The organism is Lysobacter sp. TAF61 (assembly GCF_052113485.1).
Taxonomy (GTDB): Bacteria; Pseudomonadota; Gammaproteobacteria; order Xanthomonadales; family Xanthomonadaceae; genus Lysobacter_J.
This window is the reverse complement of record NZ_JBFRDH010000001.1, coordinates 649,610-674,967: the sequence shown is the minus strand read 5'-3', so window position 1 is coordinate 674,967 and position 25,358 is coordinate 649,610. Positions and strand designations below refer to the sequence as shown.

The window sequence follows — 25,358 nt, the reverse complement described above, 5'->3', positions numbered from 1 at the left end:
CGCGGCGGTCACCAGGCGGCGCCGATGACGCGCGGTTCGGGTTCGATGGCCACGTCGAAGCGTTCGCGCACCGAATCGGCGATGCGGTGGGCGAGCTCGAGCAGCTGCTGGCCGCTGGCGTGGCCGTGGTTGACCAGTACCAGCGCGTGCGTCGCGGCCACGCCAGCGTCGCCGTCGCGGTGGCCCTTCCAGCCGCAGGCCTCGATGAACCACGCCGCGGGCAACTTGCGCGTGGTGCCATCGTTGCCGCGGAACACCGGCAGCGCCGGGTACTGCGCCTGCAGCGCCTCGGCCTGGGCCTGGGCGACGATCGGATTCTTGAAGAAGCTGCCGGCGTTGCCGAGCACCGCCGGGTCGGGCAGCTTGCGGCGGCGGATCGCGATCACCGCGTTGGCCACGTCGCGTGCGGTCGGCGCGGCGATGCCCATCGCCACGATCTCGTCGCCGATGCCGGCGTAGTCGAGCTTCAGCGTCGGCGCGTGCGGCAAGGCGAATTCGACGGCGGTGACGATGTAGCGGTCGGGTTCGTGCTTGAACACGCTGTCGCGGTAGGCGAACCGGCAAGCCGCGGCGTCGAGGCGATGGACCTGGCCGCTGGCCGGCTCGAATGCCTCGACCGCATGGATGAAGTCGCGCACTTCGACGCCGTAGGCGCCGATGTTCTGGATTGGCGCGGCGCCGACCGTGCCCGGGATCAGCGCCAGGTTTTCCAGGCCCGCCAGGCCCAGGTCGAGCGTGTGCATGACGAAGCCGTGCCACTGCACGCCGGCATCGGCGCGGACGATGGCGGTGCCGTCGTCGCGCAGCACGCGCACGTCCTGGCCGGTCAGTGCCAGCACCGGCGCGTCCGGGTCGCCGGCAAACAGCAGGTTGCTGCCGCCGCCAAGCACCAGCGGTGCGCGCTCGCGGAACTCCGGTCGCGACAACAGGCCGGGCAGGTCGCCGGCGTCGCGCAGTTCGGCCAGCCACGGTGCGCGTGCAGCCACGCCAAAAGTGTTGCGCCGGTCGAGCGGGGCATCGCGCAGGATGCGGACTGCCTCGCTCATACGATCGGCGGCATGTTGCCCCGGCTCGGGGCTTCCTTGCGCCGGCGCATGGCTTCGACGCATTCGTGCACCAGGGCCGGGCCGCGGTAGACCAGGCCGGTGTAGCACTGCACCAGGGTCGCGCCGGCGGCCATCTTGGTCGCGGCGTCGGCACCGGAAAGGATGCCGCCCACACCGATCATCGGGATCGACTCGGGCAGGCGCGTGCGCATCATCCGCAGCACCGCGGTGGCCTGGCCCATCAGCGGACGGCCGGACAGGCCACCGGTCTCGGAGGCATGCGGCGCGCCGTCGATGCCGATGCGCGAGACGGTGGTGTTGGTGGCGATCACGCCGTCGACTGCGAGGCCGCCGAGCACGCGCGCGGCGGCTTCGACATCGTTGTCGCTCAGGTCCGGGGCGATCTTGACCAGCATCGGCACGCGCTTGCCGTGCAGCGCGCCCAGGCGCTCCTGCGCCTCGCGCAGGATCGATACCAGCCGCCGCAACGACTGCTCTTCCTGCAGTTCGCGCAGGCCGGCGGTGTTGGGAGAGGAGATGTTGACGGTGACGTAGTCGGCGAGCGGGTAGACGCGCTCGAGGCAATACAGGTAATCGGTCTCCGCCGACTCGTTCGGCGTGTCCTTGTTTTTGCCGATGTTGATGCCGAGCAGGCCGCCGCGACGACGGGCCTTGCCGACATTGCGCACCAGTTCGTCGACGCCGCCGTTGTTGAAACCCAGGCGATTGATCACCGCCTTCTGATCGGGCAGGCGGAACATGCGCGGCTTGGGATTGCCTTCCTGCGCACGTGGCGTGACCGTGCCGACTTCGACGAAGCCGAAGCCCAGCGCCAGCAGCGCATCGATGTGGGCGCCGTTCTTGTCCAGTCCGGCGGCCAGGCCGACCGGATTGGGAAACGTCAGGCCGAACGCGCGCGTCGGCAGGGGCGCCGGGCGGCGGCCCAGCAACGGGCTGAGCCCGCTGCGGTAGGCCGCCTCCATCGCAGTGAGCGTGGCGCCGTGCGCCGTCTCTGCGTCCAGGCCGAACAGGAAGGGGCGGACGATGGAATACATGTCAGCCCCCGACCGTCAGCTTGGCGCCAGGCAGAACCACGGGCGTGCCACCGGGCACCAGGCTGACGTCAGCGAGCGTGCTGTTGTCGCGGCGGACGACTGCTTGCATGCGGCGGGATCCTGGTTCCGGTGGCGGGGCGGTCAGAGGTCGAACTTGATGCCCTGGGCCAGCGGCATGGCGTCGGAGTAGTTGATGGTATTCGTCTGCCGGCGCATGTAGGCGCGCCAGGCATCGGAACCGGATTCGCGACCGCCGCCGGTTTCCTTCTCGCCACCGAACGCACCGCCGATCTCGGCGCCGCTGGTGCCGATGTTGACGTTGGCGATGCCGCAGTCCGAGCCCGATGCCGCCAGGAATGCCTCGGCCGCCTTGAGGTTCTGGGTGAAGATCGACGACGACAGGCCCTGCGGCACGTCGTTCTGCAGTTCGATGGCTTCCTCGAGCTGGCCGTACTTCATCACGTACAGGATCGGCGCGAATGTTTCGGTCTGCACCACTTCGGCGTCGTTGGTCAGGCCGGTGACGATCGTCGGCAGGACGAAATTGCCGGCGCCGTCGATGGCGGCGCCACCGGTCTCGACCTTGCCGCCGCTGGCCTTGGCCTTCTCGACCGCATCGAGGTAGGCCTGCACTGCGTCGCGGCTGTTGAGCGGACCCATCAGGTTGCTCGGGTCGGTCGGGTCGCCGATCTTCTTCTCGACCTGCTTGTAGGCGGCGATGAGCTTTGCCAGCACGTCATCAAAGATCGATTCCTGCACGAACAGGCGGCGCGTGGTGGTGCAGCGCTGGCCGGCGGTGCCGACGGCGCCGAAGGCAATGGCCGGGATCGCCAGCTTCAGGTCGGCGCTGGAGTCGACGATGATTGCGTTGTTGCCGCCCAGCTCGAGCAGCGAACGGCCCATGCGGCGGGCGACGCGCTCGCCGACGATGCGGCCGACCTTGGTCGAGCCGGTGAAACTGATCAGGCCGATGCGCTTGTCGTCGACGAAGCTGGAAGCCAGCTCGGTGCCGGCGTCGTTGAACAGGAAGAAGATGTCCGGGAAACCGCCGGCCTTGAGCGCGGCGTTGCAGATCTTCATCGAGGCGATCGCCGACAGCGGCGTCTTCGGCGACGGCTTCCACAGCGTGATGTTGCCGCAGATGGCGGCAATGAAACTGTTCCAGGCCCAGACGGCAACCGGGAAGTTGAATGCCGAGATCACGCCGACGATGCCGATCGGGTGCCACTGCTCGTACATGCGGTGGCCCGGGCGCTCGGAATGCATGGTCAGGCCGTACAGCTGGCGCGACAGGCCGACGGCGAAGTCGCCGATGTCGATCATTTCCTGCACTTCGCCATCGCCTTCCGGCTTGGACTTGCCCATCTCCAGCGCGACCAGCGAACCGAGCGCGTCCTTGTGCTTGCGCAGCGCATCGGCGCACAGGCGCACGGCTTCGCCGCGGCGCGGCGCCGGGGTGGTGCGCCACACCTTGAAGGCGGCCTGGGCGCGCTCGACGATGGTGTCGTAGTCGGCCTGCGAGGATGCCTGCACCTTGGCCAGCACCTCGCCATTGGTCGGATTGACCGACTCCAGCACTCCGGCGTCGCGGGTGGGCGACCATTCGCCGCTGCCGAGGTAGGTGCCCGATTCGGTATCGGTCAGGCCGAGGGCGGTGAGGACGGGGTGGGTCATCGGACTTGCTCCTGGGGGACTGAAGGGCGAAAACCGAAGTGGCGACTGGAACCGGGCCGATGGCCGGGTGTCCGCCTGCCGCACCTCTGGATCGCCGCAATGGCGGCCCCGACACGATTCGAACGTGCGACCTGTCCCTTAGGAGGGGACCGCTCTATCCAACTGAGCTACGGGGCCAAGCTTTGAAATCAAGGGTTTGAAAAACGCGAGCGCGGCATTTTCGCATGATTGCGCCGGATTCGGGTTGCTTGGGGTTGCCCCTGGGCTTGCCCTGGCTCGCCGCTTGCCTGTGTCCGCCAGAAGCTGCGCGGGAATCAGCTTTCAGCAGGCGTTTGCGCGTCGGGTTCGCTCTGGCCCCTGGCGACCACTGCCGTCGCCGTCAGGTCGCCGGTGACATTGCCCAGGGTCGCGAATACGTCGGGGATGGTATCGAGCGCCAGCAGCAGGCCCAGCGGCTCGATCGGCAGCCCCATCGCCTGGGTCACCGGCATGTTGGTGGCCATGAAGCTGACCTGGCCGGGCAGGCCGACCGAACCCATGCTGATCACCACGGCCAGCGCCGCACCGGCCGCCATCTGCGCCACGCTCAGGTCGATGCCGTAGGCCCAGGCGACGAACGAGGCCACGCCGATGTACTGCATCGGGCTGGTGATGCGGAACAGCGATACCGCCATCGGCAGCACCAGCGACGTCACGCTGAGCGGATGGCCCAGGCGCACGCGCGAGCTTTCGATCATTGCCGGCAGCGAGGCCAGCGACGACTGCGTGCTGGCGGCAACGGCCTGTGCCGGCACGATTGCGGCGGCGAAGCGGCGGACGCGCTCGCCGCCGGCAATGACCGCGATCGGGTACATCAGGGCGGTCGCGCACAGGTACATGGCCGACAGGATGGCGATGTACCAGCCGAAGGCGCCGATCATGCCGTGGCCGACGCGTGCGCATACCGCCAGCACCAGCGCGAACACGCCCACCGGCGCCGCCCACAGCACCCAGCGCACGATCACCACCATCACGTCGGCGATGGCCTGGACCAGTTCCAGCAGTTGCGCGCGGCGCGTGGCCTCGATGCGGGTCAGGGCGAAACCGAAGAACAGCGAGAACACCACCAGCGGCATCATCGCGCTCTGCGCGGCGGCGGCGAGCGCGTTGCTGGGAATCACGCCGACGAACCAGTCGGCCAGCGAGTTCGGCAGGCTCAGCTGGGCCGTGCCGGCGGTGGCGGCGCGCAGCGATTCGGCCAGCCCCTCCTGGCGCGGCACCAGCGAGAACAGCAGCGGAGCGACGATCGCGGCGAACGCGGCGCAGACGCTGAGGATGATCACGAAGGTGATGATCGCCTTGCGCGCGGTGCGCCCCGACGCGGCGGCGTCGGTGGCGGTGTTGACGCCGATCACCACCAGCGCCGCCACCAGCGGCACCACGGTCATCTGCAGGGCGTTGAGCCACAGCCGGCCGACCGGCTGGACGAAGTCGGCGACGGTCGTCGCCGCGGTGGCGTCCCACCAGGCCAGCAGCAGGCCGATGAGGGCGCCAAGAAAGAGTCCGAGCAGTACGCGGGCGGTGGTCGACACGGAAGGTCCTGGAATAAGGAGGGTTCGGGTGGTTGCGTCCCGGGGCTGTCCCGGAACGTCTCCCCCGTTCGCCCAGAGCGTAGCGCAGCGAAGTCGAAGTATGGATGGGGCGTTTGGGTTCCCGGCCCGATCCTCCGACTTCGGCGCTTGGCGCCGACGCTCAGGACGAACGGGGGCAGGTCAGGGCAGGTCCCAATCGCTCCTGACGCGTCCGTATTCCGCCTTCGGCAGCAATACGAACACCGGCTTGCGCTTCGGATCCAGCCACGCCAGCAGTTGCTGCATCACCGGCTCGGCCATCGCCGTGCAGCCGGCGGTGGTCTCGCCCGGGGCCTTCCACAGGTGGGCGAAGATGCAGCTGCCGGCGCCGTTGCGGTTATCCGGGTTGTGTTCGATCACGAAGCCGAGCTTGTAGCGCTGGTCGCCATTGGCGTGCAGGTCGCGGCGCATCGGCTCGGTGGAACCGGCCACGGCCTGCGCGCCGACCTGCGCGGCATCGACGATGCGGTTGTACAGCGGCGAGCCATCGACATCGATGCAGTAGTCCGAGGCGGTCATCGCCTGGTACGGCCACGCGCTGGCGCTGTTGTCGGCGTAGCCGAATGCGGTGCCGATGGCGAACACGCCGGCCGGCGCACGGCCGTCGCCCTCGCGCTTCTGCGGTTCTCCAGCCTGCGGCGCGTTGAGGCCGACGCCCCAGGCAGACCCGCTGCGGCCAATCGTGATGGGCGCGGCGTCGCCGAGCGCACGCCAGTGGCCACCATCGCGCTCGTATCGCTGCAGCGTGCCGGTGTTGGCGTCCCAGTCGGCGGTCGTCACCACGACCATCTGTTGCGCGCCGTCCCAGGCGCGTGTCGCCTGGCGGGTCGAGGTGCCGGCGCAACCGGCCAGGACCATGGCAAGCAGGCAGAGCAGGGCGGGTGCGGCGGCGCGGCGGAGGCTTCGGGTCATGTCAGCTGTCCAGCAGGTCCTGCATGCGCTCGAAGTTGAAGTCGAGCTGGCTTCGGCGGTCTTCGCTGCCGTCGCACAGCAGGATGAAGATGAGGTCCAGCAGGTGCTGCAACGCCGACTGGTACAGCAGCGGCTCGATATGCCGGCGCTCGTCGTGGGCGGAAACCAGCAGCGCCGCATCGGCATGCGCCCGCAACGGGTTGGGGGTATGGCGGGTGACCGAGATCACCTTGCCCACGCGCTCGCGGAACAGTCGGCTGATCTGGCACAGCGCCGGTTGCTTGCCGTGTTCCGAGAACACCAGCAGCACGTCGCCGGCGGTGGCGCTGGATACGCCGGCCTGCATCAGGATCGCATCGACGTAGTGCACGGTGAGGATGCCCAGCATCGACAGCCGGGTGGCGAACGCGCGAGCCGGGATGCCGTCTTCGCCCAGGCCGATGATGAACACCTTGCCGGCCTGCTGGATCGCCGCGGCGATCGCATCGATGCGGTCGGGTGGATTGATCAGGCGCGTGGCCGCCTCGGCCTGCGCCTTGAGGTGCCACAGGTCCTCGGCAAGCGCGGCATGCGGGTCTTCGTTGCGCACTTCGCCGGCGATGGTGTCATCGCCGCCGTCGCCGCGCGCAACGGCCTGGCCGACCGAGTACTTCAGGTCCGGATAACCCTTGAAGCCCAGCTTCTGGCTGAACTTGACCACGCTCGACTGGCTGATCCCCAGCGCATCGGCCAGCTGCTGCGAGGAGTAGTCGCGCAGCAGGTGGGCGTTGTCGAGCAGGAAGTCGGCGATGCGGCGTTCGATGGCGGACATCTGGTCGCGTTCGGATCGGATCTTCAGCAGGGGCGGCATGGTCGATCACTCTTCCGGAATGCAATAACCGTTCGCCCTGAGCGTAGGGCCGCAGGCCCGCAGTCGAAGGGACGTGCAGCTTCGACGCCGTGACGCGTCCTGCTTTCCTTCGACTTCGCTGCGCTACGCTCAGGACGAACGGTGGTCATTGGATCATGCTCGWTTKGATCATGCTCGATTGGATCAGGCCTCGAAGTAAACAACCGTTCGCCCTGAGCGTAGGGCCATGGGCCCGAAGTCGAAGGGTCGACTTCGCTGCGCTACGCTCAGGACGAACGGTGGTCAYTGGATCATGCTCGTTTTGATCATGCTCGATTGGATCAGGCCTCGAAGTAAACAACCGTTCGCCCTGAGCGTAGGGCCCTGGGCCCGAAGTCGAAGGGTCGACTTCGCTGCGCTACGCTCAGGACGAATGGTGGTCATTGGATCATGCTCGATTGGATCAGGCCTCGATGGGAATCAGCCCGCGGATCTCGCGGATACCCAGTCCCGGCGCATCGGTCACCGAGATCTCGGACTCGTTGAAGTTGACGCCACCGTCGACCGGGTTGAACGCGCACAGCGACGGTCCATCGAGGTCGACCTTGGTGATCGCGCTGGACTTGGCCACCGCCAGGTGCACCGCGGCGGCGACGCTGATGCTGCTTTCGAGCATGCAGCCGATCATGCACTCCACACCATAGAGCTCGGCGATGTCGGCGATGCGGATGGCGTTGGACAGGCCGCCGGTCTTCATCAGCTTGATGTTGATGATGTCGGCCGCGCGCATGCGGATCAGGTCGATCACCTCGGTCGGCCCGAACACGCTCTCGTCGGCCATGATCGGCGTGTGCACGCGCTCGGTGACGTACTTCATGCCGTCCAGGTCCTTGGCCTTGACCGGCTGCTCGACCAGCTCCAGGCGCACGCCGGCGTCCTCGAGCATGCTGATCGCATACACCGCCTGCTTGGCGCTCCAGCCCTGGTTGGCGTCCAGGCGCAGCAGGGCGCGGCCCTCGACCGCGGCGTAGATCGCCTTGACCCGCTCGATATCGACGCCGATATCCTTGCCGACCTTGATCTTCAGCGACTCGAAGCCGCGATCGACCGCGCTGATCGAGTCGGCCACCATCTTGTCGATGTAGTCGACGCTGATGGTGATGTCGGTGGTGATGACCGGGTCGCCGCCGCCGAGCATCTTGTACAGCGGCACGCCGTAGAGCTGGCCGAACAGGTCGTAGACCGCGATCTCGACCGCGGCCTTGGCGCTGGTGTTCTTCTCCAGCGCGGACTGGATCTGCGCGGTGATGTGGTTGAGGTTCGCCACTTCCTGGCCGATCACGCGCGGGGCGATGAACTTGCGGATCGCCTCGATGATCGAGCCGTGGGTGTCGCCGGTGATGACCGCCGTGGCCGGCGCCTCGCCGTAGCCGACGTGGCCGGTATCGGTGTGCACCGAGACCACGATGTCCTCCACCGCCTCGACCGTGCGCAGGGCGGTCTTGAAAGGCGTTTTCAGCGGGACGCGGAGCATGCCGAAGCGGATATCGGTGATTTTCATTGATTCACGAGTGCTGGGATGAGGAGGGGAAGCGGGCGCTCGCGCGCATCGCTTCCGTCAGGGGCGGATTCGCTGAATGTTGGTCATGCGGTCGACATAGGTCTGCTTGCCGTTGAACAGCAGCGGCGTCAGCGGCGAAACAGTCACGCCGTTGGTCTTCGCGCGCACGGTCTTGCCGTCGGCGCCGGCGAAACTCAACCCGGTGGTGTCGTGGATCACGTACGGTTCGCCGTCGAGCTGGCCGATCACCATCATCACGTGGCCGGGGATGTAGACCAGGTCGCCGACCTGCAGTTCGTGGGCGATCTGCAGCCTGCGCTCGCGGCTGTCCTTGTCGCTCAGGGCGATGCGGTTGAGGGCCGGGCTGACCGCCTGGTCGCTGGTGTTGCGCGGCAACTCCACGCCCATGCTGCGGTAGATCTCGGAGACGAATCCGCTGCAGTCGCGGCCGTTGTAACTGTGGCCCCAGCCATAGCGCTCGCCGAGGAACTTGAAGCCCTGCTGGATCAGGTTGCGCCTGCTCAACGGAAGATAGTGGTCCTGGCTGGGCTCGCGCCGCGGCAGCAGCGCCGGGGCGAAACGCAGGCTGCCGTCATCGTTGCGCACCGGCAGTTCGATCACGTGCGCGGTGTAACCGTGCTGGCCGTTGACCGGCTTGCCGACCGGCCAGTCCGCCAGCACCGGCACGCGCACGCCCATGTCGAGTTGCAGTTCCGACACGCCCGGCTCTTCCGGTGTGAACACGGTGGTGGCGCGGGCGCCGGTGACAACCCGGTAGGGCGCCTTGCGGCCGTAGCCAAGCACCTGCTCGCTGCTTCCCAGCGCAATGAAGCGCTTCTCGACCCAGGCGGCGTAACGCGGGCTCACCACGAACCACCACTGGCCATCGCGGCTTTCGTGCGCGACCACCACCGGATCGCCCGGGAACAGCGCGCTTTCCTGGAAGCGGTCGATGTCGTGGTCGTCATCGGACGAGAACACGCGCATCGAGGTCGGGAAGGTGCGCAGGGCGGCGCGATGCACGACCAGGCCGTAGCGCGCGTCCTGGCGTTCGGGAATGGCGGCGAGGTTGAGCGAGTCGACGACCTCATCGACGGCCGACTTCGCCACCGGCTTGCCGTGTTCGTCGAACAGCGGCTTTGAGGGTCGCCGCGACAGCGACTCGATCCAGCCGCTGACCTGGGCGCGATCGAGCGGGCCCTGCAGCGCCTGCAGATCGTGGATGCTCTTGTCGAGCTGGTGCAGCCGCGCGTTCTGCGCGGCGATGGCGTCGCTGTCGAGGACGACGCGGTCGGCGTCGCCGGGCTGTCCCTGGTCCAGCAGGGCCACCCAGAAGGCCGGGTCAAGTTTCGCTTCGTCGACGCCGATGACGCCGGTGGCGGGAATCGTCCATGCCTTTTCCCGCGCCGCCAGCGGCAACGATGCAGTGCCGGCCAGGCACAGGGCGAGGGCGAGGGTCAGTGGCAGGCGCATGGTTCGGTTTCCAGAAAGTCTGTAGAAACAGTCAACTTGCAACGGGAGCGAGGCTGGACAGCAACCCGGCCATCGCCAGGCCGATACCGGTGCCCAGTACCAGGCCAAGCATCGCCAGCAGCACGGCCACCGGCACGAGTGCGCGGGAATAGGTGGCTGCCAGCACCGGCGCGGTCGCCATGCCGCCGATCTGCGCCAGCGACGAGATGCCGCACAGGTGCAGATCGAAGCGGAACAGGCGCGCGGCGAGCAGCAGCAATGCCACGTGCACGACCAGCACCGTGAAACCCACGACCACGAACAGTGGCGCGGTATCCATGCCCTGGAAGTTGCTCTGCGATGCGAGCACCGCCACCAGGCAGGCCAGCATGGCACTGGCCAGCGGCGCCGGCACAGGTGAATGGGCGAGGGTGGTGCGGGCGAGCACCAGGCCGACGATGGTGGCGATGAGCACCGTCCACGCGGTCGTGGTCAGGAAGCCGCCAACTGGCAGCAGCGCCGCGGCCCACGCCGACAGGTTGCCCACCAGCAGCGCCACGCCCAGCCAGAGCAGCACGCTGCCCGGGCCGGCATGGCCGATCGCGCGCGGTTCCAGTGTCGGCAGCGGCGCGCGTGCGTCGGCGCCGGTCCAGTGGTTGAAGGCCGGGGCGAAACGGTTGATCGAGAACAGCACGATCACCCACACCGAATAGCAGACCGCATCTGCCAACAGCACCGACGGCAGCAGGTTGTCAGGCAGGCCGATCGATTGCTTGACCGCAACCAGGTTGGCCGAGCCCCCGGTCCAGGTGGCGCTCAGTGCTGCCAGCATCTTCCAGCCATCGGCGGGCAGGGCGTTACGGAAGATCAGGTAGGCGATGACTATCGCGGCCAGGATGCTCAACATCGCGCAGGCGAACACGGCGAGCATGCGCGGCCCCAGCTTCACGATCGCGCGCAGGTCGCATCCGACCATCAGCAGGAAGAGCAGGGAAGGCAGCAATTGCCCGGTCAGGGAGCGCTGCGCCGTGGTGATCTCGGGCGTGGCCTGCCACAGCCCGGCGACCGCCAGGGCGGTCACGAACAGATACGTCAGGACGATCGGCGGCAGGACTGAGAACAGCCGCCAGCCATAGCGCTTCTCCAGGGACGGAAACAGGCCCGCCGACACCAGCAAAACCGCGGCATAAGGCCACACCGTCTCGATCATTGCGTCCCCTCTGAGCCACCGGAAGGAAGGCGGTGGCCGACCGGGTCAGAATACATACTTCATTTCTGGTTTTAGTCAAGAATAAATTATTGACCGGGTACTCCACTCATGTTACACAGTCGTGAAACGGCACCCAGCGGGTCGATCGCGACGTGGATAGTCCTTTGCCTTCGCTTGTATCGAGTACCGGTCGGTCACGCACACTGCGTGCGCTGGCGATCTCGGTTCTGTGCCTGTCACTGATGACCTCGGCGGCCCTGGCCGGCCGCGCCGGCGAAACCGTCGACGAGGTCGCCGCACAGATCGACGCCGGTCATTTCAAGGAGGCCAACGCTGGCATCGACGGCGCCCTGGCCCAGTCCGGCCTGGCTCCTGAAACGCGCACGGCCCTGGAATTCCAGCGTGAGCGCATGCGCCGCATACGCCTGGACTTCCCGATCACCGAACCGGAGGCCAAGGCCAGGCTGCGCGAACTGATCCCGGACATGACCGATGCCGAGTTCGACGGCTGGAAAGCCTCGAACCAGCTCGAGCACATGGTCATCGACGGTGTGCCGTACTACTTCAGCCGCTCGGTCTCAAATCTGTTCCGCGTCAGCCCGCAGGCAACGGCACGGCGTGCGACGCCGGCCACGCGCAACGACGGCCCGATGGAATCGGCCAACGCCTATCACGACGAAGCACTGGCGCAGGCCCGCGCGACCGGCAAGAGCAGCGTCGCCCCGCGCCGGGTGCGCGTCACCCAGTCGATCATCGTCAATGCCGACGCGGTTCCGGCCGGCAAGGCGGTGCGCGCATGGATTCCGTTCCCGCGCGCCATTCCGGGCCAGCAGGAGGACATCGCGCTGATCTCGAGCGCGCCGGCCAAGCATGAGACCGCGCCGGAATCGACGCTGCAGCGCACCGTCTACATGGAACAGCCGGCTGTCGCGAAGACGCCGACGAAGTTCTCGGTCACCTACGAGCTGACCATCTTCGGCCAGGTCCACCAGATCGACCCGTCCAAGGTGGTGCCCGCCGGGAACAGCGCCGAGCTTGCGCCCTACCTGGGCGAGCGCCCGCCGCACATCGTCTTCAGCGACGACATCCGCGCCTTCTCCAAACAGGTGGTGGGCGACGAGAAGAACCCGTACCGGATCGCGCAAAAGCTTTATCAGGCCGTTGACCGCATTCCGTGGGGCGGCGCGCGCGAGTACTCCACCATCAGCAACATCAGCCACTACGCACTGCATGCCGGCCACGCCGACTGCGGCCAGCAGACGCTGCTGCTGATGACGCTGCTGCGCCTCAACGGCATTCCGGCGCGCTGGCAGTCGGGCATGGTCTATTCCGATGGCAAGTACGACAACCTGCACGACTGGGGTTTCATGTACCTGGCGCCCTATGGCTGGGTGCCCGTGGATGTCACCACCGGCCAGTTCGCCGGCGCGAAGGATCCGGGCGTCGAATGGTTCTACTTCGGCGGGCTCGACGCCTACCGCATTGCATTCAACGACGACTACGGCACGCAGCTGGTGCCGCGCAAGCAGCATTTCCGATCGGAAACCGTGGACTCACAACGTGGCGAAGTGGAGTGGCAAGGGGGAAACCTCTACTTCGACCAGTGGGACTACACCTTTGAGGCACACGTACTGCCGAGCGCCACAGCGGGCGGTTGAACGCACGCGAGGCATCACTTTTCATTGCTGGAGGGGACATGAACAGTAAAGGGTTGCGTAGGACCGCGTTGTGCATAGCCATGGGGATCTGTCTGTCGTCGACGCTGTCGCTGCAAAGCGCGCATGCGGCCAACACGGACGGCTCGCTGGTGGGGCGTACGACCCCCAATGCCGAGGTAACGGTGCGCAATCCGGCCACCGGATTCACCCGCACCGTGACAGCGGACGAGCAGGGCAGCTACCGCTTTCCGTTCCTGCCGGTCGGCCACTACACGGTGCAATCCAGCGTCGCCGGCGAGCCGGCCGGGGCGGCTGCCGAGGTCGACATCAGCCTGGGCAATGCCACCAACTACAACCTTGGAGCCGGCGCCACCAACCTGGCGACCGTCCAGGTGGTTGGTTCGCGTGTGATCTCGCCAGTCGACGTGACATCGACCGAGTCGGCCACCAACATCACCCGCCAGGAAGTGGCCCGACTGCCGGTGCCGCGCGACATCAGCGACGTAGCCACGCTCGCTCCGGGCGTGAACAAGGGTGAGTTCGGTGGCATCTCGTTCGGCGGTTCGTCGGTGGCCGAGAACTCGGTCTACATCAACGGCCTGAACGTCACCGACTTCTACAACCGCGTTGGCTTCTCGTCGCTGCCGTTCTCGTTCCTGCAGGAGTTCCAGGTCAAGACCGGCGGTTACTCGGTCGAGTTTGGCCGCACCACCGGCGGCGTCATCAACGCCGTGACCCGCTCTGGCACCAACGAGTTCCACGCCGGCGCGGACATCGTCATCGACGGCATCGCCCAGGCGGACGGAGAGAACGAACCCGCCCAGGTCCGCAGCTACGACGACAGCGACCAGAACACCTACGCCGTCTGGGCGTCGGGTCCGATCATCAAGGACAGGCTCTTCTTCTTCGGTATCTACGAGAAGCGCGACCTCGATGCGCAGAACACCAACGATGGCGGTTCGACCCTGTTCGTCGACAATGGCAACAACGACTTCTGGGGCACGAAGTTCGACTGGCAGATCAGCGACAACCACCAGCTCGAGCTGCTGGCGTTCTCCGACAAGAACGACACCACCGAAGACAGCTATCCGTTCAATTACCTGACCGGCCAGCGCGAAGCGCAGCAGAACCGCACGTTCAACAAGAGCGGTGGCGACAACTGGGCGTTGACCTACACCGGCTACCTGACCAACGACCTGTCGGTGAAGGTCCTGTACGGCGAGAACGAGCGCACCGCCTCGGTCAACAGCCTCAACGACAGCACCTGCAACCTCGTCCAGGACCGCCGCGTCAACGCCGACTTCATCGGCTGTACGGCCAATACCTCGGTGGTGGATCGCAAGGACGACCGCGAGGCCGCCCGCGTCGACTTCGAGTGGAACCTGGGCGACCACAACGTCCGCTTCGGCGCCGACCACGAGAACAACACGTCCGAGTACAGCAGCGTCTATCCCGGCGATGGCCTGCGTTATGAAATCAGCAACATTCCCGGCGGCCGCCGCGTCAATGGCGTGCTGATTCCGGCTGGCCCGACTGCGTACGTGAGGACCCGTGAAGTCTCCAACGAGGGCACGTTCGAGACCGTCAACGAGGCCTACTACCTGGAAGACAACTGGCAGATCACCCCGAACCTGATGCTGAACCTGGGTGTGCGCCTGGAGAAGTTCGACAACAAGGACGCCCAGGGCCAGAGCTACATCAAGATGGACGACATGGTGGCGCCGCGCTTCGGCTTCGCCTGGGACTTCGTCGGCGACGGTCGCTCCAAGCTGTTCGGCAACGCCGGCCGCTACTTCCTGCCGGTGGCCAACGTCATCAACATCAAGCAGGCCGGTCCGTTCCTGGATGCGCGCCGTTTCTATCTGTTCGAAGGGTTCACCACGCTCACCAACCCGACTACCGGCGAGGAGGTTCCGCAGCCGATCCTCGGCGCCGAGATCGGGTCGGTGGACGACTCGCAGGGCAACGGCCAGGTCGGAGACTTCCGTGGCGAAGTCGATGCCGACATGGATCCGGTGTACCAGGACGAGTACATCCTGGGTTATCAGTCGATGATCAACGAGACCTGGTCGTGGGGCGTTCGCGGCATCTACCGCAAGCTGCACGACGCCATCGATGACATGGAAATCACCTGGAACGGGTTCTGTTCCATGGACTCCTTCGTCATGGCCAACCCGGGCAAGGACCTGACCATCTGGGCCGACACCGACTGCGACGACGAAGCCGACGCATTCACCACGATCGATACCTCGCGCACCGGCTGGCTGCTGGGTGAGGACGAGAACGGCAATCCGATCACCATCGGCTGGGACAAGGCCAAGCGCACCTATCGTGCCCTTGAGTTCGTGCTCGACCGTGCCTGGGACGACAAGTGGGCATTCAATGCCTCCTACACGCTGTCCTACAGCAAGGGCAACGCCGAGGGCCCGGTCAATTCCGATACCGACTTCTCCGACAGCGGTCGCACGGAGGCCTTCGACAATCCGTTCGTGGCCATGGGTGGATATGGCTACCTGCCCAATGATCACCGCCACCAGTTCAAGTTCCGCGGTGCATACGCCTTCACCGAGAACTGGTCTGTGGGCGCGACGCTCGACCTTCAGTCCGGGCGTCCGATCAGTGAGTTTGGTGCAGGCAACCCGTTCGACACCACGGAGTTCCTGAGCCACTACATCTGCGAGGCCAACTGCGACGCCGATGATCCGGCCGACCGGGTGTTCCGCCTCTCGAAGCGTGGTGCCTACGACCGTCTGCCGTGGGTGTACTCGCTGGGCGCGAGCATCGCCTACAGCAAGAACTTCGGTGACCACAAGCTCAACGCCAAGCTGGCCTTCTACAACATCACCAACCAGCAGCGTGTCCTTGAACGCGACGAAACGCGCGAAGAGGAGAACGGCATCGGCAGCGTGGGCGAGACCTGGCTGAACGGAACGCAGTACCAGTCGCCGCGCTACGCGCAGTTCATCCTGTCGTACGAGTTCTGAGCAATGCACGGGCGGCCCGTCGTCGGGCCGCCCGTTTCTCGTTTGCGACCCGGTGAGGATGCCGGGTCGATGACGTTGTCAATCGAACAGGCAATGACGCACACGATGCACACTTTCGACGGCGTCGACCTGCACGCCCTGGCCGCGCAGTTGCCCACCCCGTTCCACGCGTACTCCGCCAACGCAATCCGGCAGCGCATCAGCGCGATGCAGTCGGCTTTCCACGGGCTCGACCATCGCATCTGCTATGCGGTCAAGGCCAATTCCAATGTCGCCATCCTGCAGTTGATGGCCAATCACGGTGTCGGCGCCGACATCGTGTCGCTGGGCGAGCTTCATCGCAGCCTCGCAGCCGGTATCCCGGCCGAGCACATCGTCTTCTCCGGGGTCGGAAAGACCGCCGAGGAGATCGCCGCGGCGCTGGCGGTCGGGGTCTGGCGCTTCAATGTCGAGTCGCTCGATGAACTGCGCCTGCTGCAGCAGGTCGCGCAGTTGCATGGCGTCTGCGCGCGCGCCGCGGCCCGCATCAACCCCGATGTGGACGCCGGCACCCACGAGAAGATCTCCACGGGCAAGTCGGAGAACAAGTTCGGCGTCTCCATCGACGAGGCCCGTCGCTGGTTCGCCAATGCAGGCAAGCTGAGCAACGTGCGCCTGGACGGCCTGCATGCGCATATCGGTTCGCAGATCCTGAGCCTGGAGCCGTTTGCCGAGGCGCTGCGGCGCGTGGAGGCGTTCCGCCAGGAGCTGGAAGCGGACGGGCACGTCATCACCAGCGTCGACATCGGCGGCGGTCTGGGCGTGTGCTATCGGCAAGGTCACGACCATCCTGTGGCGGCAGCGGACTATGCCGCGCTGGTGCGGGAGGTGTTCGCCCGATTCCAGGGCACGCTGGTGCTGGAACCGGGCCGCTACCTGGTGGCCGAGGCCGGCGTGCTGCTGACGCGCGTGATCCGGGTCAAGCCTGGCGTGGACCGCAGCTTCCTGGTGGTCGATGCGGCAATGAACGACCTGATGCGCCCATCGCTCTACGAGGCCTGGCACGAGATCGTTCCGTTGCATCGCGATTCGCGCGAGATGACCCGTTACGACGTCGTCGGGCCGGTGTGCGAGACGGGCGACACCTTTGCCCGCGACCGCGAGATGGCCCGGTGCCAGGCCGGCGACCTGTTGTCGATTGGCGGCACGGGCGCGTACGGTGCATCGATGGCCTCGACCTACAACTCGCGACCGCTTGCCGCCGAAGTGCTGCTCGACGACGGCCGCTACGCGGTGATCCGGCGGCGCCAGACCATGGCCGAGATGATGGCCGGCGAACAACTGCCCAAGGTGTGGAATGAAGCCTGACACGATGCTGTTGCGATGCGCGCCGGTTGCGCTGGTGGCCGCGTTGCTGCTTGCAGTGGTGCCGTCGGCACGGGCAGCAGATAAAAGTACGGCCAAGGCAGAAGTGGATGCCGTCTTCGACCAGGTGATGTCGCGCTACCGATTGCCGGGCCTGGCGCTGGGCATCGTCGAGGACGGCAAGGTCGTCTACGCGCGCACGGCCGGCGAACTGGTCGAAGGCGAAGGCCAGAAGATCGACTCGGCCACGCTGTTCAAGATCGCCTCCAACACCAAGTCGATGACGACCGCCACGCTGGCGCGCCTGGTCGATGCCGGCAAACTGCACTGGAACGACCCGGTGGTGCGCTGGCTGCCGGACTTCCGCATGTACGACCCCTGGGTCGGCCGCGAGATGCAGGTGCGCGACCTGCTGATCCACAACAGCGGCCTGCGCGCCGGTGCCGGCGACCTGATGCTGTGGCCGGAACCCAACAGCTTCACCCGTGCCGACATCATCCACGGCCTGGGGTATCTCAAGTCGCAGCGCAGCTTCCGCGCCGGCTACGACTACGACAACCTGATGTACATCGTCGCCGGCGAAGTTGCCGCGGCCGCGGGCGGCGCACCGTACGAGCAACTGGTGCGCCGCGAGGTCTTCGAGCCGCTGGGGATGCGGCGCTGCCAGGTCGGCGCGTGGCGCCGCGACGTCGTCGGCAATGTTGCCCAGCCGCACATGCGCCAGGGCGAGCGCAACATCCCGGTGCGCAGCGATGGCGATGCGATCGCGGCCACCACCATGGACCCGGCCGGCGGCATCCGCTGCAGCCTCGACGACATGCTGACCTGGGCCGGCGCCTGGCTGAAGCCGTCCGGTCCCAACGCCAGCTGGATCTCTCGCGAGCAGCGCGAAGCGCTGTGGGCGCCGCAGATGCCGATGCCGTTGTCGCGGCGCATGCGCGACTGGGACAACAGCCATTTCTCCGCCTACGGCTACGGCTGGCGCCTGGCCGATGTCGATGGCACGTTCAAGGTCTCGCACACCGGCACGCTGATGGGCATGTATTCGATGGTGACGCTGTTGCCCGACAAGGGCGCGGGCTTCGTCATCCTGATCAACGGCGAAGGCGAGCAGGCGCGCACGGTGCTCGGGCAAGTGCTGGTCAAGCGCTACACGCATCCGGATCCGACGCTGACCGTTGCCCACTACGCCGGCCTGCTGGACCAGGAAGACGCGGCCCGCCCGGCAACCGACAAGGCACCGGATACGTCGAAGCGGCATGCAGTCAAGGCGAGCGAGCTGTCGTCGCGACTGGGTGTCTATCGCGACCCGTGGTTCGGCGAGGTGTCGCTGTGTCGCGACGGCGATGCGGTGCGCCTGCGCGCGCAGAAGTCGCCGATGCTGACCGGCATCGTCCAGCGTGCCGGCAAGCGCCTGCTGGTCAACTGGGATGACGACAGCGTCGATGCCGAGGCGTGGCTGGACTTTCCTGATGCCACGCAGATGCGGCTGGCCAAGGTCGATCCGCAGGCGGATTTCAGCTATGACTATGAAGACCTGGCGTTTGCGCGGGAGCGTGGCTGCGATTGAGGCCCGGACGTGGCGGGGGAGGATTGCATGAAGCGTTGCGCGCTGCTCGTTGCCGTCCTTGCCGTCGCCGCATGCGCGTCGACCCCGCCGTCGATGCCGGTCTCCAGCGCCACCACGCCCGAAGCCGCAGGCCTGGTCGACATCCGCAGTCTTGTCCCTGATTTCGATCTGGACATGCGCTATGCGGGCAGCAACAACTTCACCGGCGCCACCGTCGACGGTTATGGCGCGGCGCGGTGCTATCTGCTTGCCGACGCGGCAAAGGCGTTGCAGAAGGTCGAGCTCGGCTTGCGCCAGCAAGGCATGCGCCTGCGCCTGTTCGACTGCTACCGGCCGGCGCGGGCGGTGCGGAACTTCGTCGCCTGGGCAGGCGACCTCGACGACCAGCGCACCAAGCCGGAGTACTACCCGCGGCTCGACAAGCGGCAGCTGCTGGGCGACTACATTTCGCCGACCTCCGGCCACAGCCGCGGTGCAACGCTCGATCTGACCCTGTTGCAATGCGGCAGTGACGGCGGTGCCTGCGTGCCCCTGGACATGGGCACGCCATTCGACTTCTTCGACACGCGCGCCAACACCGATTCACCCCAGGTCGATGCGCGCCAACGCGACAACCGGCAACGCCTGCGTGCGGCGATGGAGCGCGGCGGTTTCCGCAACTACCCGATGGAGTGGTGGCACTTCACCCTGAACCCGGAACCGGCGCCGAATGTGTTCTTCGACGTCCCGATCCGCTGATCAGATCCCCAGCGCCAATCCCGCGATCTGCTTGGCCAGCCCATAAGGCTCCGGATCATTGCGGTTGGTCAGCACCACCACGGTCAGGTGCCGCTGCGGATAACGCACGATGACATTGCGGAAGCCGATGGTCTCGCCCGAATGCCATAGCGTCTCGCCGGTGATGCGCCAGCCGTAGCCATACTCGACCGTGGGATCGTCGGTATGCGTGGCCGGCGTGAACGCCTCCTGCAGCGACCGGCTGCGCAGCAGGCGCTGGTCGTAGAGCGCGGCGTCCCACCTGGCCAGATCGTCGATCGAGGAATAGATGCCACCGTCGCCCAGCACCGCGCTGGTGGTGCTCTGGTCGGTACGCAGCCAGCGGCCCTGGTCGAAAGTGTAGCCGTAGGCGCGATGGGCGACTTCGGAGATTCCGGACTCGTAGGCCACGGTATGGTCCATGCCCAATGGCTGGAAGATGCGGTCGTGCAGGAACTGCGCGTAGTGCTGCCCCGACGCCCGCTCGACGATCAGGGACAGCAGCGCGTAGCCGCTGTTGCTGTAGCGGTAGTCGCTGCCTGGCGCGAAATAGGCACGGTCCTGCGATTCGAGCAGGCGCAGCACGTCTGCATCGTGCACCTGCACGGTGCTGGCCGGGTCCATCACGTCCTCGTAGTCGATCAGGCCGGCAGTGTGGGTCAGCAGGTGGCGGATGGTCACCTTGTCGGCGGCATCTGGCAGCGTGGGCAGCCAGCGGCGCACGGGGTCTTCCAGGCGCAGGCGGCCGTCTTCGGCGAGCAGGAGGATCGATGCCGCGGTGAACTGCTTGCTCACCGACGCCAGGCGGTAGTTGGTGGTCGGCGACGATGCGGCGCCCGATTCGAGCTCGGCCATGCCGTAACTGCGACGCAGCAGCGGCTTGCCGTCGCGCAGGATCAATACCGACGCTCCGGGCACGTGCCCGTCATAGTCGCGCATCAGCGCGTCGACCTGCCCTTGCAACGTGTCGTGCGGCGCGTGCGGCATCGAGTGGCTCCCGGTCGCGCAACCCGCGAGAAGGAGGACGGATCCGAGGAACCAGGGCGGTATGCGCATCGGCAGATGGTAACGGCACTGCGGGGCGTTTTGGGGGGCATTTGGCGCCTGGCTACTGCGCGACCCGCAACAACTCCTCGTCCGACCAGCCGCCGCCCAGGGCGCGGTAGACATCGATGTAGGAGGTCAGCCGCGACAGCCGGGCGCGGGACAGGTTGAGCTCGGAACTGAGCAGCTGCCGCTCGGCATCGAGCACTTCCAGGTAGCTGCTGACGCCGGCTTTGTAGCGCAGCCGCTGCAGCCGCAGGTTCTCGCGATTGGCCGCCGTGCTTTCCTCGTTGGCGCTGATGATGCTGGCCGACTTCTCGTAGGAACTGATGTTGCTGGAGACTTCCACCAGTGCCTGCAGCACGGTCTGGCGGTAGGTATGGGTGGCCTCGTCGGTCTGCGCGCGGGCGAGGTCGACATTGGCGCCGGCGCGGCCGAAGTCGATGATCGGCAGGTCGACGAACGGGCCCCAGGAGTTCACGCTCAGCGAGCGGTTGCTCGAACCCAGGTCGCTCAGGTCGACCGCATTGCGGCCGAACAGCGCACTCAGGCCGATGGTCGGGAAGGGGAACCGATTGGCCACGGCGACGCCGACGCGCGCGGTCGCCGCATGCAGCTGGTTCTCGGCCAGGCGCACGTCGGGCCGGCGCTCGAGCAGCTCGGTCGGCAGGCCGGTGGGAATGTCGGGCGAATCTGGCATGCCGCCGTTGGCCATCGGGCTGCCGCGATCGATCGGTTGCGGGTAGCGGCCCAGCAGTTGCGCCAGCTGGTTCTCGGTGGCGAGGATCTGCTGCTCGGTGGAGGGCAGCTGCGCCCGCGTCGTCGCCAGTTGCGCGATCGCCTGCTGTTCCTCGGCGCCGGACGCCACACCGCTGCGCATCTGTGCGCGGATCAGGTGCAGGGATTCTTCCTGGCTGGTGATGGTGCGCTCGATGATCGCCCGCTCCTCATCGAGTTCGCGCAGCGACAGCCATGTGGCGGCGACCTGGGTGACCAGGGTCGCCATCACGCCGCGTGCCGCATCCTCGGTCGCCAGCAGGTTGGCGCGGGCCGCCTCACTGCCGCGGCGCAGCTTGCCGAACAGGTCGATTTCCCAGACCAGCGACAGGCCGGCCGAGTAGACCGTGTCGTTGTCGCCGCTGCCCGGGGACGGAGTGCTGCTCAGCGTGCCGCGGATGTCGGGTCCGAGCGAGCCGCGCGCGAACTTGGCGTTGGCGCGGGCCTGTTCGACCCGCGACAGGGCCTGGCGCAGGTCCAGGTTGTTGTCGATGGCCTCGCGGATCAACGCCGACAGTTGCGGATCGCGGAACAGGTCGAACCAGGCAACGTCGGCGATGGAGCGCGCTTCTGCCTGGGTCAGCGGCGCACGGTACTGCACCGGCAGGTCGAGATCCGGCCGCGAGTAATTCGGGCCCAGCATGCAGCCAGTGAGCGCGATCGTCAGGCCGATGAGCAGGGCGGTGGCACGCATCAGTGCGCTCCTCCCTCCGGCGGCGCTTGCGGCGTCGCTGCCGTCGTCTTGAACTTCGGCGGTCCGCCGAAGCGTTCGGCCAGGCTCTGGATCAGCACGTAGAGCGCCGGCACCACCAGCACCGCCAGCAGCGTGGCGGTGAGCATGCCGCCGAACACCACCGTCCCCACCGAGAACTTCGAGGCCGCGCCGGCGCCACTGGCCAGCACCAGCGGCACCACGCCGAGGATGAAGGCGAACGAGGTCATCAGGATCGGGCGCAGGCGCAGCTTGGCCGCCGTCAACGCGGCCTCGTGGATCGACATTCCGCCTTCGCGATAGAGCTTTGCGAACTCGACGATGAGGATCGCGTTTTTCGCCGCCAGGCCGATCAGGGTGACCAGGCCGATCTGCCCATAGACGTTGAAGTCCAGGTGGGCGATGAGGATCGCGATCAGCGCGCCGAGCACGCCGAACGGCGTGGCCAGCAGCACCGCGAACGGCACCGCCCAGCTTTCGTACAACGCGGCCAGGAACAGGAACACCACGACCACCGACAGCGCCATCACCATCGCCGCCGCATTGCCGGCCTCCACTTCCTCGGCGGTCTGCCCGGACCACTCGTAGCCGTAACCGGCCGGCAGCACCTCGGCGGCGACTTCGCGCAGTGCCTGCAATGCATCGCCGGAGCTGTATCCGGGCGCCTGCGAACCGGTCATCTCGGCGCTGCGGTACAGGTTGTAGCGCATGGTGAAGCGCGGGCCGATGCCGGGCGTGGCGGTCACCACCGTATCGAGCGGCACCATCTCGCCGTTGCCGTTGCGCACGAACAACTTCGACAAGGTGGAAATGTCGCGGCGGAACTCCGCGTCGGCCTGCAGCGAGACGCGGTAGTTCTTGCCAAAGCGCGTGAAGTCATTGACCTGCAGGCTGCCCAGGAACACCTGCAGCGTGCCGAATACGTCGGAGATCGGGATGCCGAGCTTCTTGATCTTTTCCCGGTCCACGGTAATGCGGTAGTTGGGCGTGGAGGCCGAGTAGGTGGTGGTGATGCGGCCAATCTCCGGCCGTTTCTGCGCGGCCTGGATGAACTGCGCCGACATCTCCGCCAGTTCCTCCGCGGTCTGGCCGTCGCGCGCCTGCAGCATCATCGAGAAACCCGACACCGTGCCGAAGCCGGGCAGGGCAGGCGGGTTGAACGCGATCGCCACCGACTCGGGCGTCTGCGCGCCGATGCCCATGGCCTTCTGGATCAGCGCATTGACCTGCTGCTCCTTCTTCTTGCGGTCTTCCCAGGGCTTGAGCTTGATCACCATCATCGCCGCATTGGGCGCGGCGGTTCCGGAGATGATGTCGTAGCCGGTGATGCCCAGCACCGCGTCGACGCCGTCCAGTGCCCGCAGCTTGCTGTTGAGTTCCTCGACGACGTGGTCGGTGCGCTTGGTGGAGGACGCATCGGGCAGGATCGCCTGCATGAAGAACGCACCGACATCCTCGTCCGGCACGAAACCGGTCGGGGTGATGCGGAACAGCAGGAACAGCCCCACCAGCAGCACCACCATGATCACCACGATATGGCGCAGCGCACCCGTGCCGCGCTTGGCCACGCCGGTGTAGTGGAACGTGAGGCGTTCGAAATAGTGGTTGAAACGGGCAAAGAACCGGCCCAGCAGCCCCTTCGGCGGTCCGGGCTGCTTGGGCTTGAGCAGCAGCGTGCAAAGCGCCGGCGTCAGGGTCAGCGCGACCAGCGCCGAGAACATGGTCGACACCGCCACCGTCAAGGCGAACTGCTTGTACAACTGGCCCGTCACGCCCGGCACGAACGCCATCGGGATGAACACCGCCGACAGCACCAGTGCGATCGCCACCACCGGTCCGGAGACCTCGTCCATGGCCTTGCGCGTGGCTTCCTTCGGCGGCAGTTTGTCGTGCTCCATGATGTGCTCGACCGCCTCGACCACCACGATCGCGTCGTCCACCACGATGCCGATTGCCAGCACCATGCCGAACAGCGACAGCGTGTTGATCGAGAAACCGAGGAACTGGTAAGCGATGAACGTGGCGATCAGCGACACCGGCACGGCCAGCATCGGGATGAGGGTCGCCCGCCAGCTCTGCAGGAACAGGAACACCACGATCAGCACCAGGATCAGCGCCTCGACGAAGGTGTGCACGACCTCCTCGATCGAGGCGACCACGAAGAGGGACGTGTCGTAGGTGATGTCGTAGTCCAGGTCGGCGGGGAAGCTCTTCGCCAGCCGCTCCACCTCGGCATTGATCAGCTCGGCGGTTTCCAGCGCGTTCGCGCCCGGCGCCAGGGCGATGCTCATCGCCGCCGCCGGCTGGCCGTTGAACTTGGCCACGGTGCTGTAGTCCTTGGCGCCCAGCTCGACCCTGGCGACGTCGCGCACGCGGATATACGAGCCATCCGGGTTGGCGCGCAGGATGATGTCCTCGAACTCGGATTGCTCGACCAGTCGTCCCTGCAGTCGCAGCGAGTACTGGAAGCCGCTGGGCGAATCGGCCGGCGGCTGGCCGACCTGGCCGGCCGCGGCCTGCTTGTTCTGTTCCTGGATCGCCGACACCACGTCGGTGGTGGTCAGGCCCAGGCTGGCCATCTTGTCCGGGCGCAACCACAGGCGCATGCCGAATTCGGAGCCGTAGACCTTGGCCTCGCCCACGCCCTTGACCCGCTTGAGCGTGTCGAGGATGTAGTTGAAGAGATAGTTGTTGAGGAACAGCTGGTCGTAGCTGCCCTTGGGCGAATAGAACGACAGGAACATCAGGATGTCGGGCGAGCTCTTGGCCACCGTCACGCCGATGTCGTTGACCTCGCTGGGCAGGCGCGGCTGCACCTGGGCGACGCGGTTCTGGGTTTCCACCGAGGCGATGTCGACATCGCGTTCGAGGTCGAAGGTGACCGAAATGGAGGTTGAGCCGTCGTCGCCGGACACCGACTTGATGTACTTCATGTCGGTGACGCCGTTGATCTGCGTATCCAGCGGCGCGGTGACCGCGTCCTCGACCACGTCGGCGCTCGCACCCGGATAAAGCGTGGTGACCTTGACGTTGGGCAGGGCGATATCGGGGAACTGCGAGATCGGCAGGCCGATCATCACCAGCGTGCCGGCCAGCACCAGGAACAGCGAGATGACGATCGCGAAGACGGGGCGGTCGATGAAAAAGCGCGCCATGGTTTACGC

Annotated in this window: 17 protein-coding genes and 1 tRNA gene; 5 read left to right on the top strand and 13 right to left on the bottom strand. The window is 66.6% G+C overall.

Translation table 11 applies throughout. The features are described 5' to 3' along the window. Positions 1 to 8 precede the first annotated feature (8 nt). The 10 genes from murB to AB4Y64_RS02920 all read right to left on the bottom strand — a co-directional run bounded on the left by murB (position 9) and on the right by AB4Y64_RS02920 (position 11,349). Positions 9 to 1,046, bottom strand: a complete 1,038-nt coding sequence (murB, locus tag AB4Y64_RS02965) for a UDP-N-acetylmuramate dehydrogenase (protein WP_441814948.1) — start codon at positions 1,044 to 1,046, stop codon at positions 9 to 11. Beyond that, a complete protein-coding gene (locus AB4Y64_RS02960; protein WP_441814947.1) occupies positions 1,043 to 2,101 on the bottom strand; it encodes a quinone-dependent dihydroorotate dehydrogenase in 1,059 nt (352 codons plus the stop codon). The genes murB and AB4Y64_RS02960 overlap by 4 nt, the downstream gene beginning before the upstream one ends. Positions 2,102 to 2,242: 141 nt before the next feature. Next, positions 2,243 to 3,775: an L-piperidine-6-carboxylate dehydrogenase gene (gene amaB / locus AB4Y64_RS02955; protein ID WP_441814946.1), complete on the bottom strand. Its 1,533-nt coding sequence runs from the start codon at positions 3,773 to 3,775 to the stop codon at positions 2,243 to 2,245. Positions 3,776 to 3,875: 100 nt separating this feature from the next. Beyond that, positions 3,876 to 3,952: transfer RNA gene (locus AB4Y64_RS02950), tRNA-Arg, on the bottom strand. Positions 3,953 to 4,089: 137 nt separating this feature from the next. Then, positions 4,090 to 5,346 carry a dicarboxylate/amino acid:cation symporter gene (locus AB4Y64_RS02945; RefSeq protein ID WP_441814945.1) on the bottom strand — a complete coding sequence of 419 codons (1,257 nt, stop codon included), beginning with the start codon at positions 5,344 to 5,346 and terminating at the stop codon, positions 4,090 to 4,092. Positions 5,347 to 5,526: 180 nt separating this feature from the next. Continuing rightward, entirely contained in the window at positions 5,527 to 6,297 is a 771-nt protein-coding gene (locus AB4Y64_RS02940) for a L,D-transpeptidase family protein (RefSeq protein ID WP_441814944.1), read from the bottom strand. Between the two features lies 1 nt (position 6,298). Beyond that, on the bottom strand, positions 6,299 to 7,147 hold the full coding sequence (locus AB4Y64_RS02935) for a MurR/RpiR family transcriptional regulator (protein WP_441814943.1): 849 nt from the start codon (positions 7,145 to 7,147) through the stop codon (positions 6,299 to 6,301). Between the two features lie 442 nt (positions 7,148 to 7,589). Further along, positions 7,590 to 8,687 (bottom strand): dipeptide epimerase, encoded by a 1,098-nt coding sequence (locus AB4Y64_RS02930; protein ID WP_441814942.1) that lies wholly within the window; start codon positions 8,685 to 8,687, stop codon positions 7,590 to 7,592. Positions 8,688 to 8,744: 57 nt separating this feature from the next. Further along, positions 8,745 to 10,160, bottom strand: coding sequence for a C40 family peptidase (locus tag AB4Y64_RS02925; RefSeq protein WP_441814941.1), 1,416 nt, complete (start codon positions 10,158 to 10,160; stop codon positions 8,745 to 8,747). Positions 10,161 to 10,191: 31 nt separating this feature from the next. Continuing rightward, a complete protein-coding gene (locus AB4Y64_RS02920; RefSeq protein WP_441814940.1) occupies positions 10,192 to 11,349 on the bottom strand; it encodes a DUF819 family protein in 1,158 nt (385 codons plus the stop codon). Between the two features lie 242 nt (positions 11,350 to 11,591). Between AB4Y64_RS02920 and AB4Y64_RS02915 the strand changes: the two genes are divergently transcribed. The 5 genes from AB4Y64_RS02915 to AB4Y64_RS02895 all read left to right on the top strand — a co-directional run bounded on the left by AB4Y64_RS02915 (position 11,592) and on the right by AB4Y64_RS02895 (position 19,643). Beyond that, positions 11,592 to 13,007, top strand: coding sequence for a transglutaminase-like domain-containing protein (locus AB4Y64_RS02915; RefSeq protein ID WP_441815219.1), 1,416 nt, complete (start codon positions 11,592 to 11,594; stop codon positions 13,005 to 13,007). A gap of 38 nt (positions 13,008 to 13,045) precedes the next feature. Continuing rightward, a complete protein-coding gene (locus AB4Y64_RS02910; RefSeq protein ID WP_441814939.1) occupies positions 13,046 to 15,991 on the top strand; it encodes a TonB-dependent receptor in 2,946 nt (981 codons plus the stop codon). Positions 15,992 to 16,060: 69 nt separating this feature from the next. Next, complete coding sequence (gene lysA, locus AB4Y64_RS02905) at positions 16,061 to 17,338, top strand: diaminopimelate decarboxylase (protein WP_441814938.1); 1,278 nt, start codon at positions 16,061 to 16,063, stop codon at positions 17,336 to 17,338. Beyond that, positions 17,328 to 18,905 carry a serine hydrolase gene (locus AB4Y64_RS02900; protein ID WP_441814937.1) on the top strand — a complete coding sequence of 526 codons (1,578 nt, stop codon included), beginning with the start codon at positions 17,328 to 17,330 and terminating at the stop codon, positions 18,903 to 18,905. Before lysA ends, AB4Y64_RS02900 begins: the two co-directional genes overlap by 11 nt. 27 nt (positions 18,906 to 18,932) lie before the next feature. Continuing rightward, a complete protein-coding gene (locus tag AB4Y64_RS02895) occupies positions 18,933 to 19,643 on the top strand; it encodes a M15 family metallopeptidase (RefSeq protein WP_441814936.1) in 711 nt (236 codons plus the stop codon). Here the strand turns inward: AB4Y64_RS02895 and AB4Y64_RS02890 are convergent, their stop codons facing one another. Genes AB4Y64_RS02890 through AB4Y64_RS02880 form a run of 3 tightly spaced genes read right to left on the bottom strand, consistent with a single transcriptional unit; the run spans position 19,644 to position 25,349 of the window. After that, a complete protein-coding gene (locus AB4Y64_RS02890) occupies positions 19,644 to 20,717 on the bottom strand; it encodes a serine hydrolase domain-containing protein (RefSeq protein WP_441814935.1) in 1,074 nt (357 codons plus the stop codon). It lies immediately after the preceding gene. 52 nt (positions 20,718 to 20,769) lie between these two features. Further along, positions 20,770 to 22,176, bottom strand: a complete 1,407-nt coding sequence (locus AB4Y64_RS02885; protein WP_441814934.1) for an efflux transporter outer membrane subunit — start codon at positions 22,174 to 22,176, stop codon at positions 20,770 to 20,772. After that, the gene (locus tag AB4Y64_RS02880) at positions 22,176 to 25,349 is read right to left on the bottom strand and encodes an efflux RND transporter permease subunit (RefSeq protein ID WP_441814933.1); all 3,174 of its coding nucleotides are present in this window, start codon (positions 25,347 to 25,349) and stop codon (positions 22,176 to 22,178) included. Before AB4Y64_RS02880 ends, AB4Y64_RS02885 begins: the two co-directional genes overlap by 1 nt. Between the last annotated feature and the right edge of the window lie 9 nt (positions 25,350 to 25,358).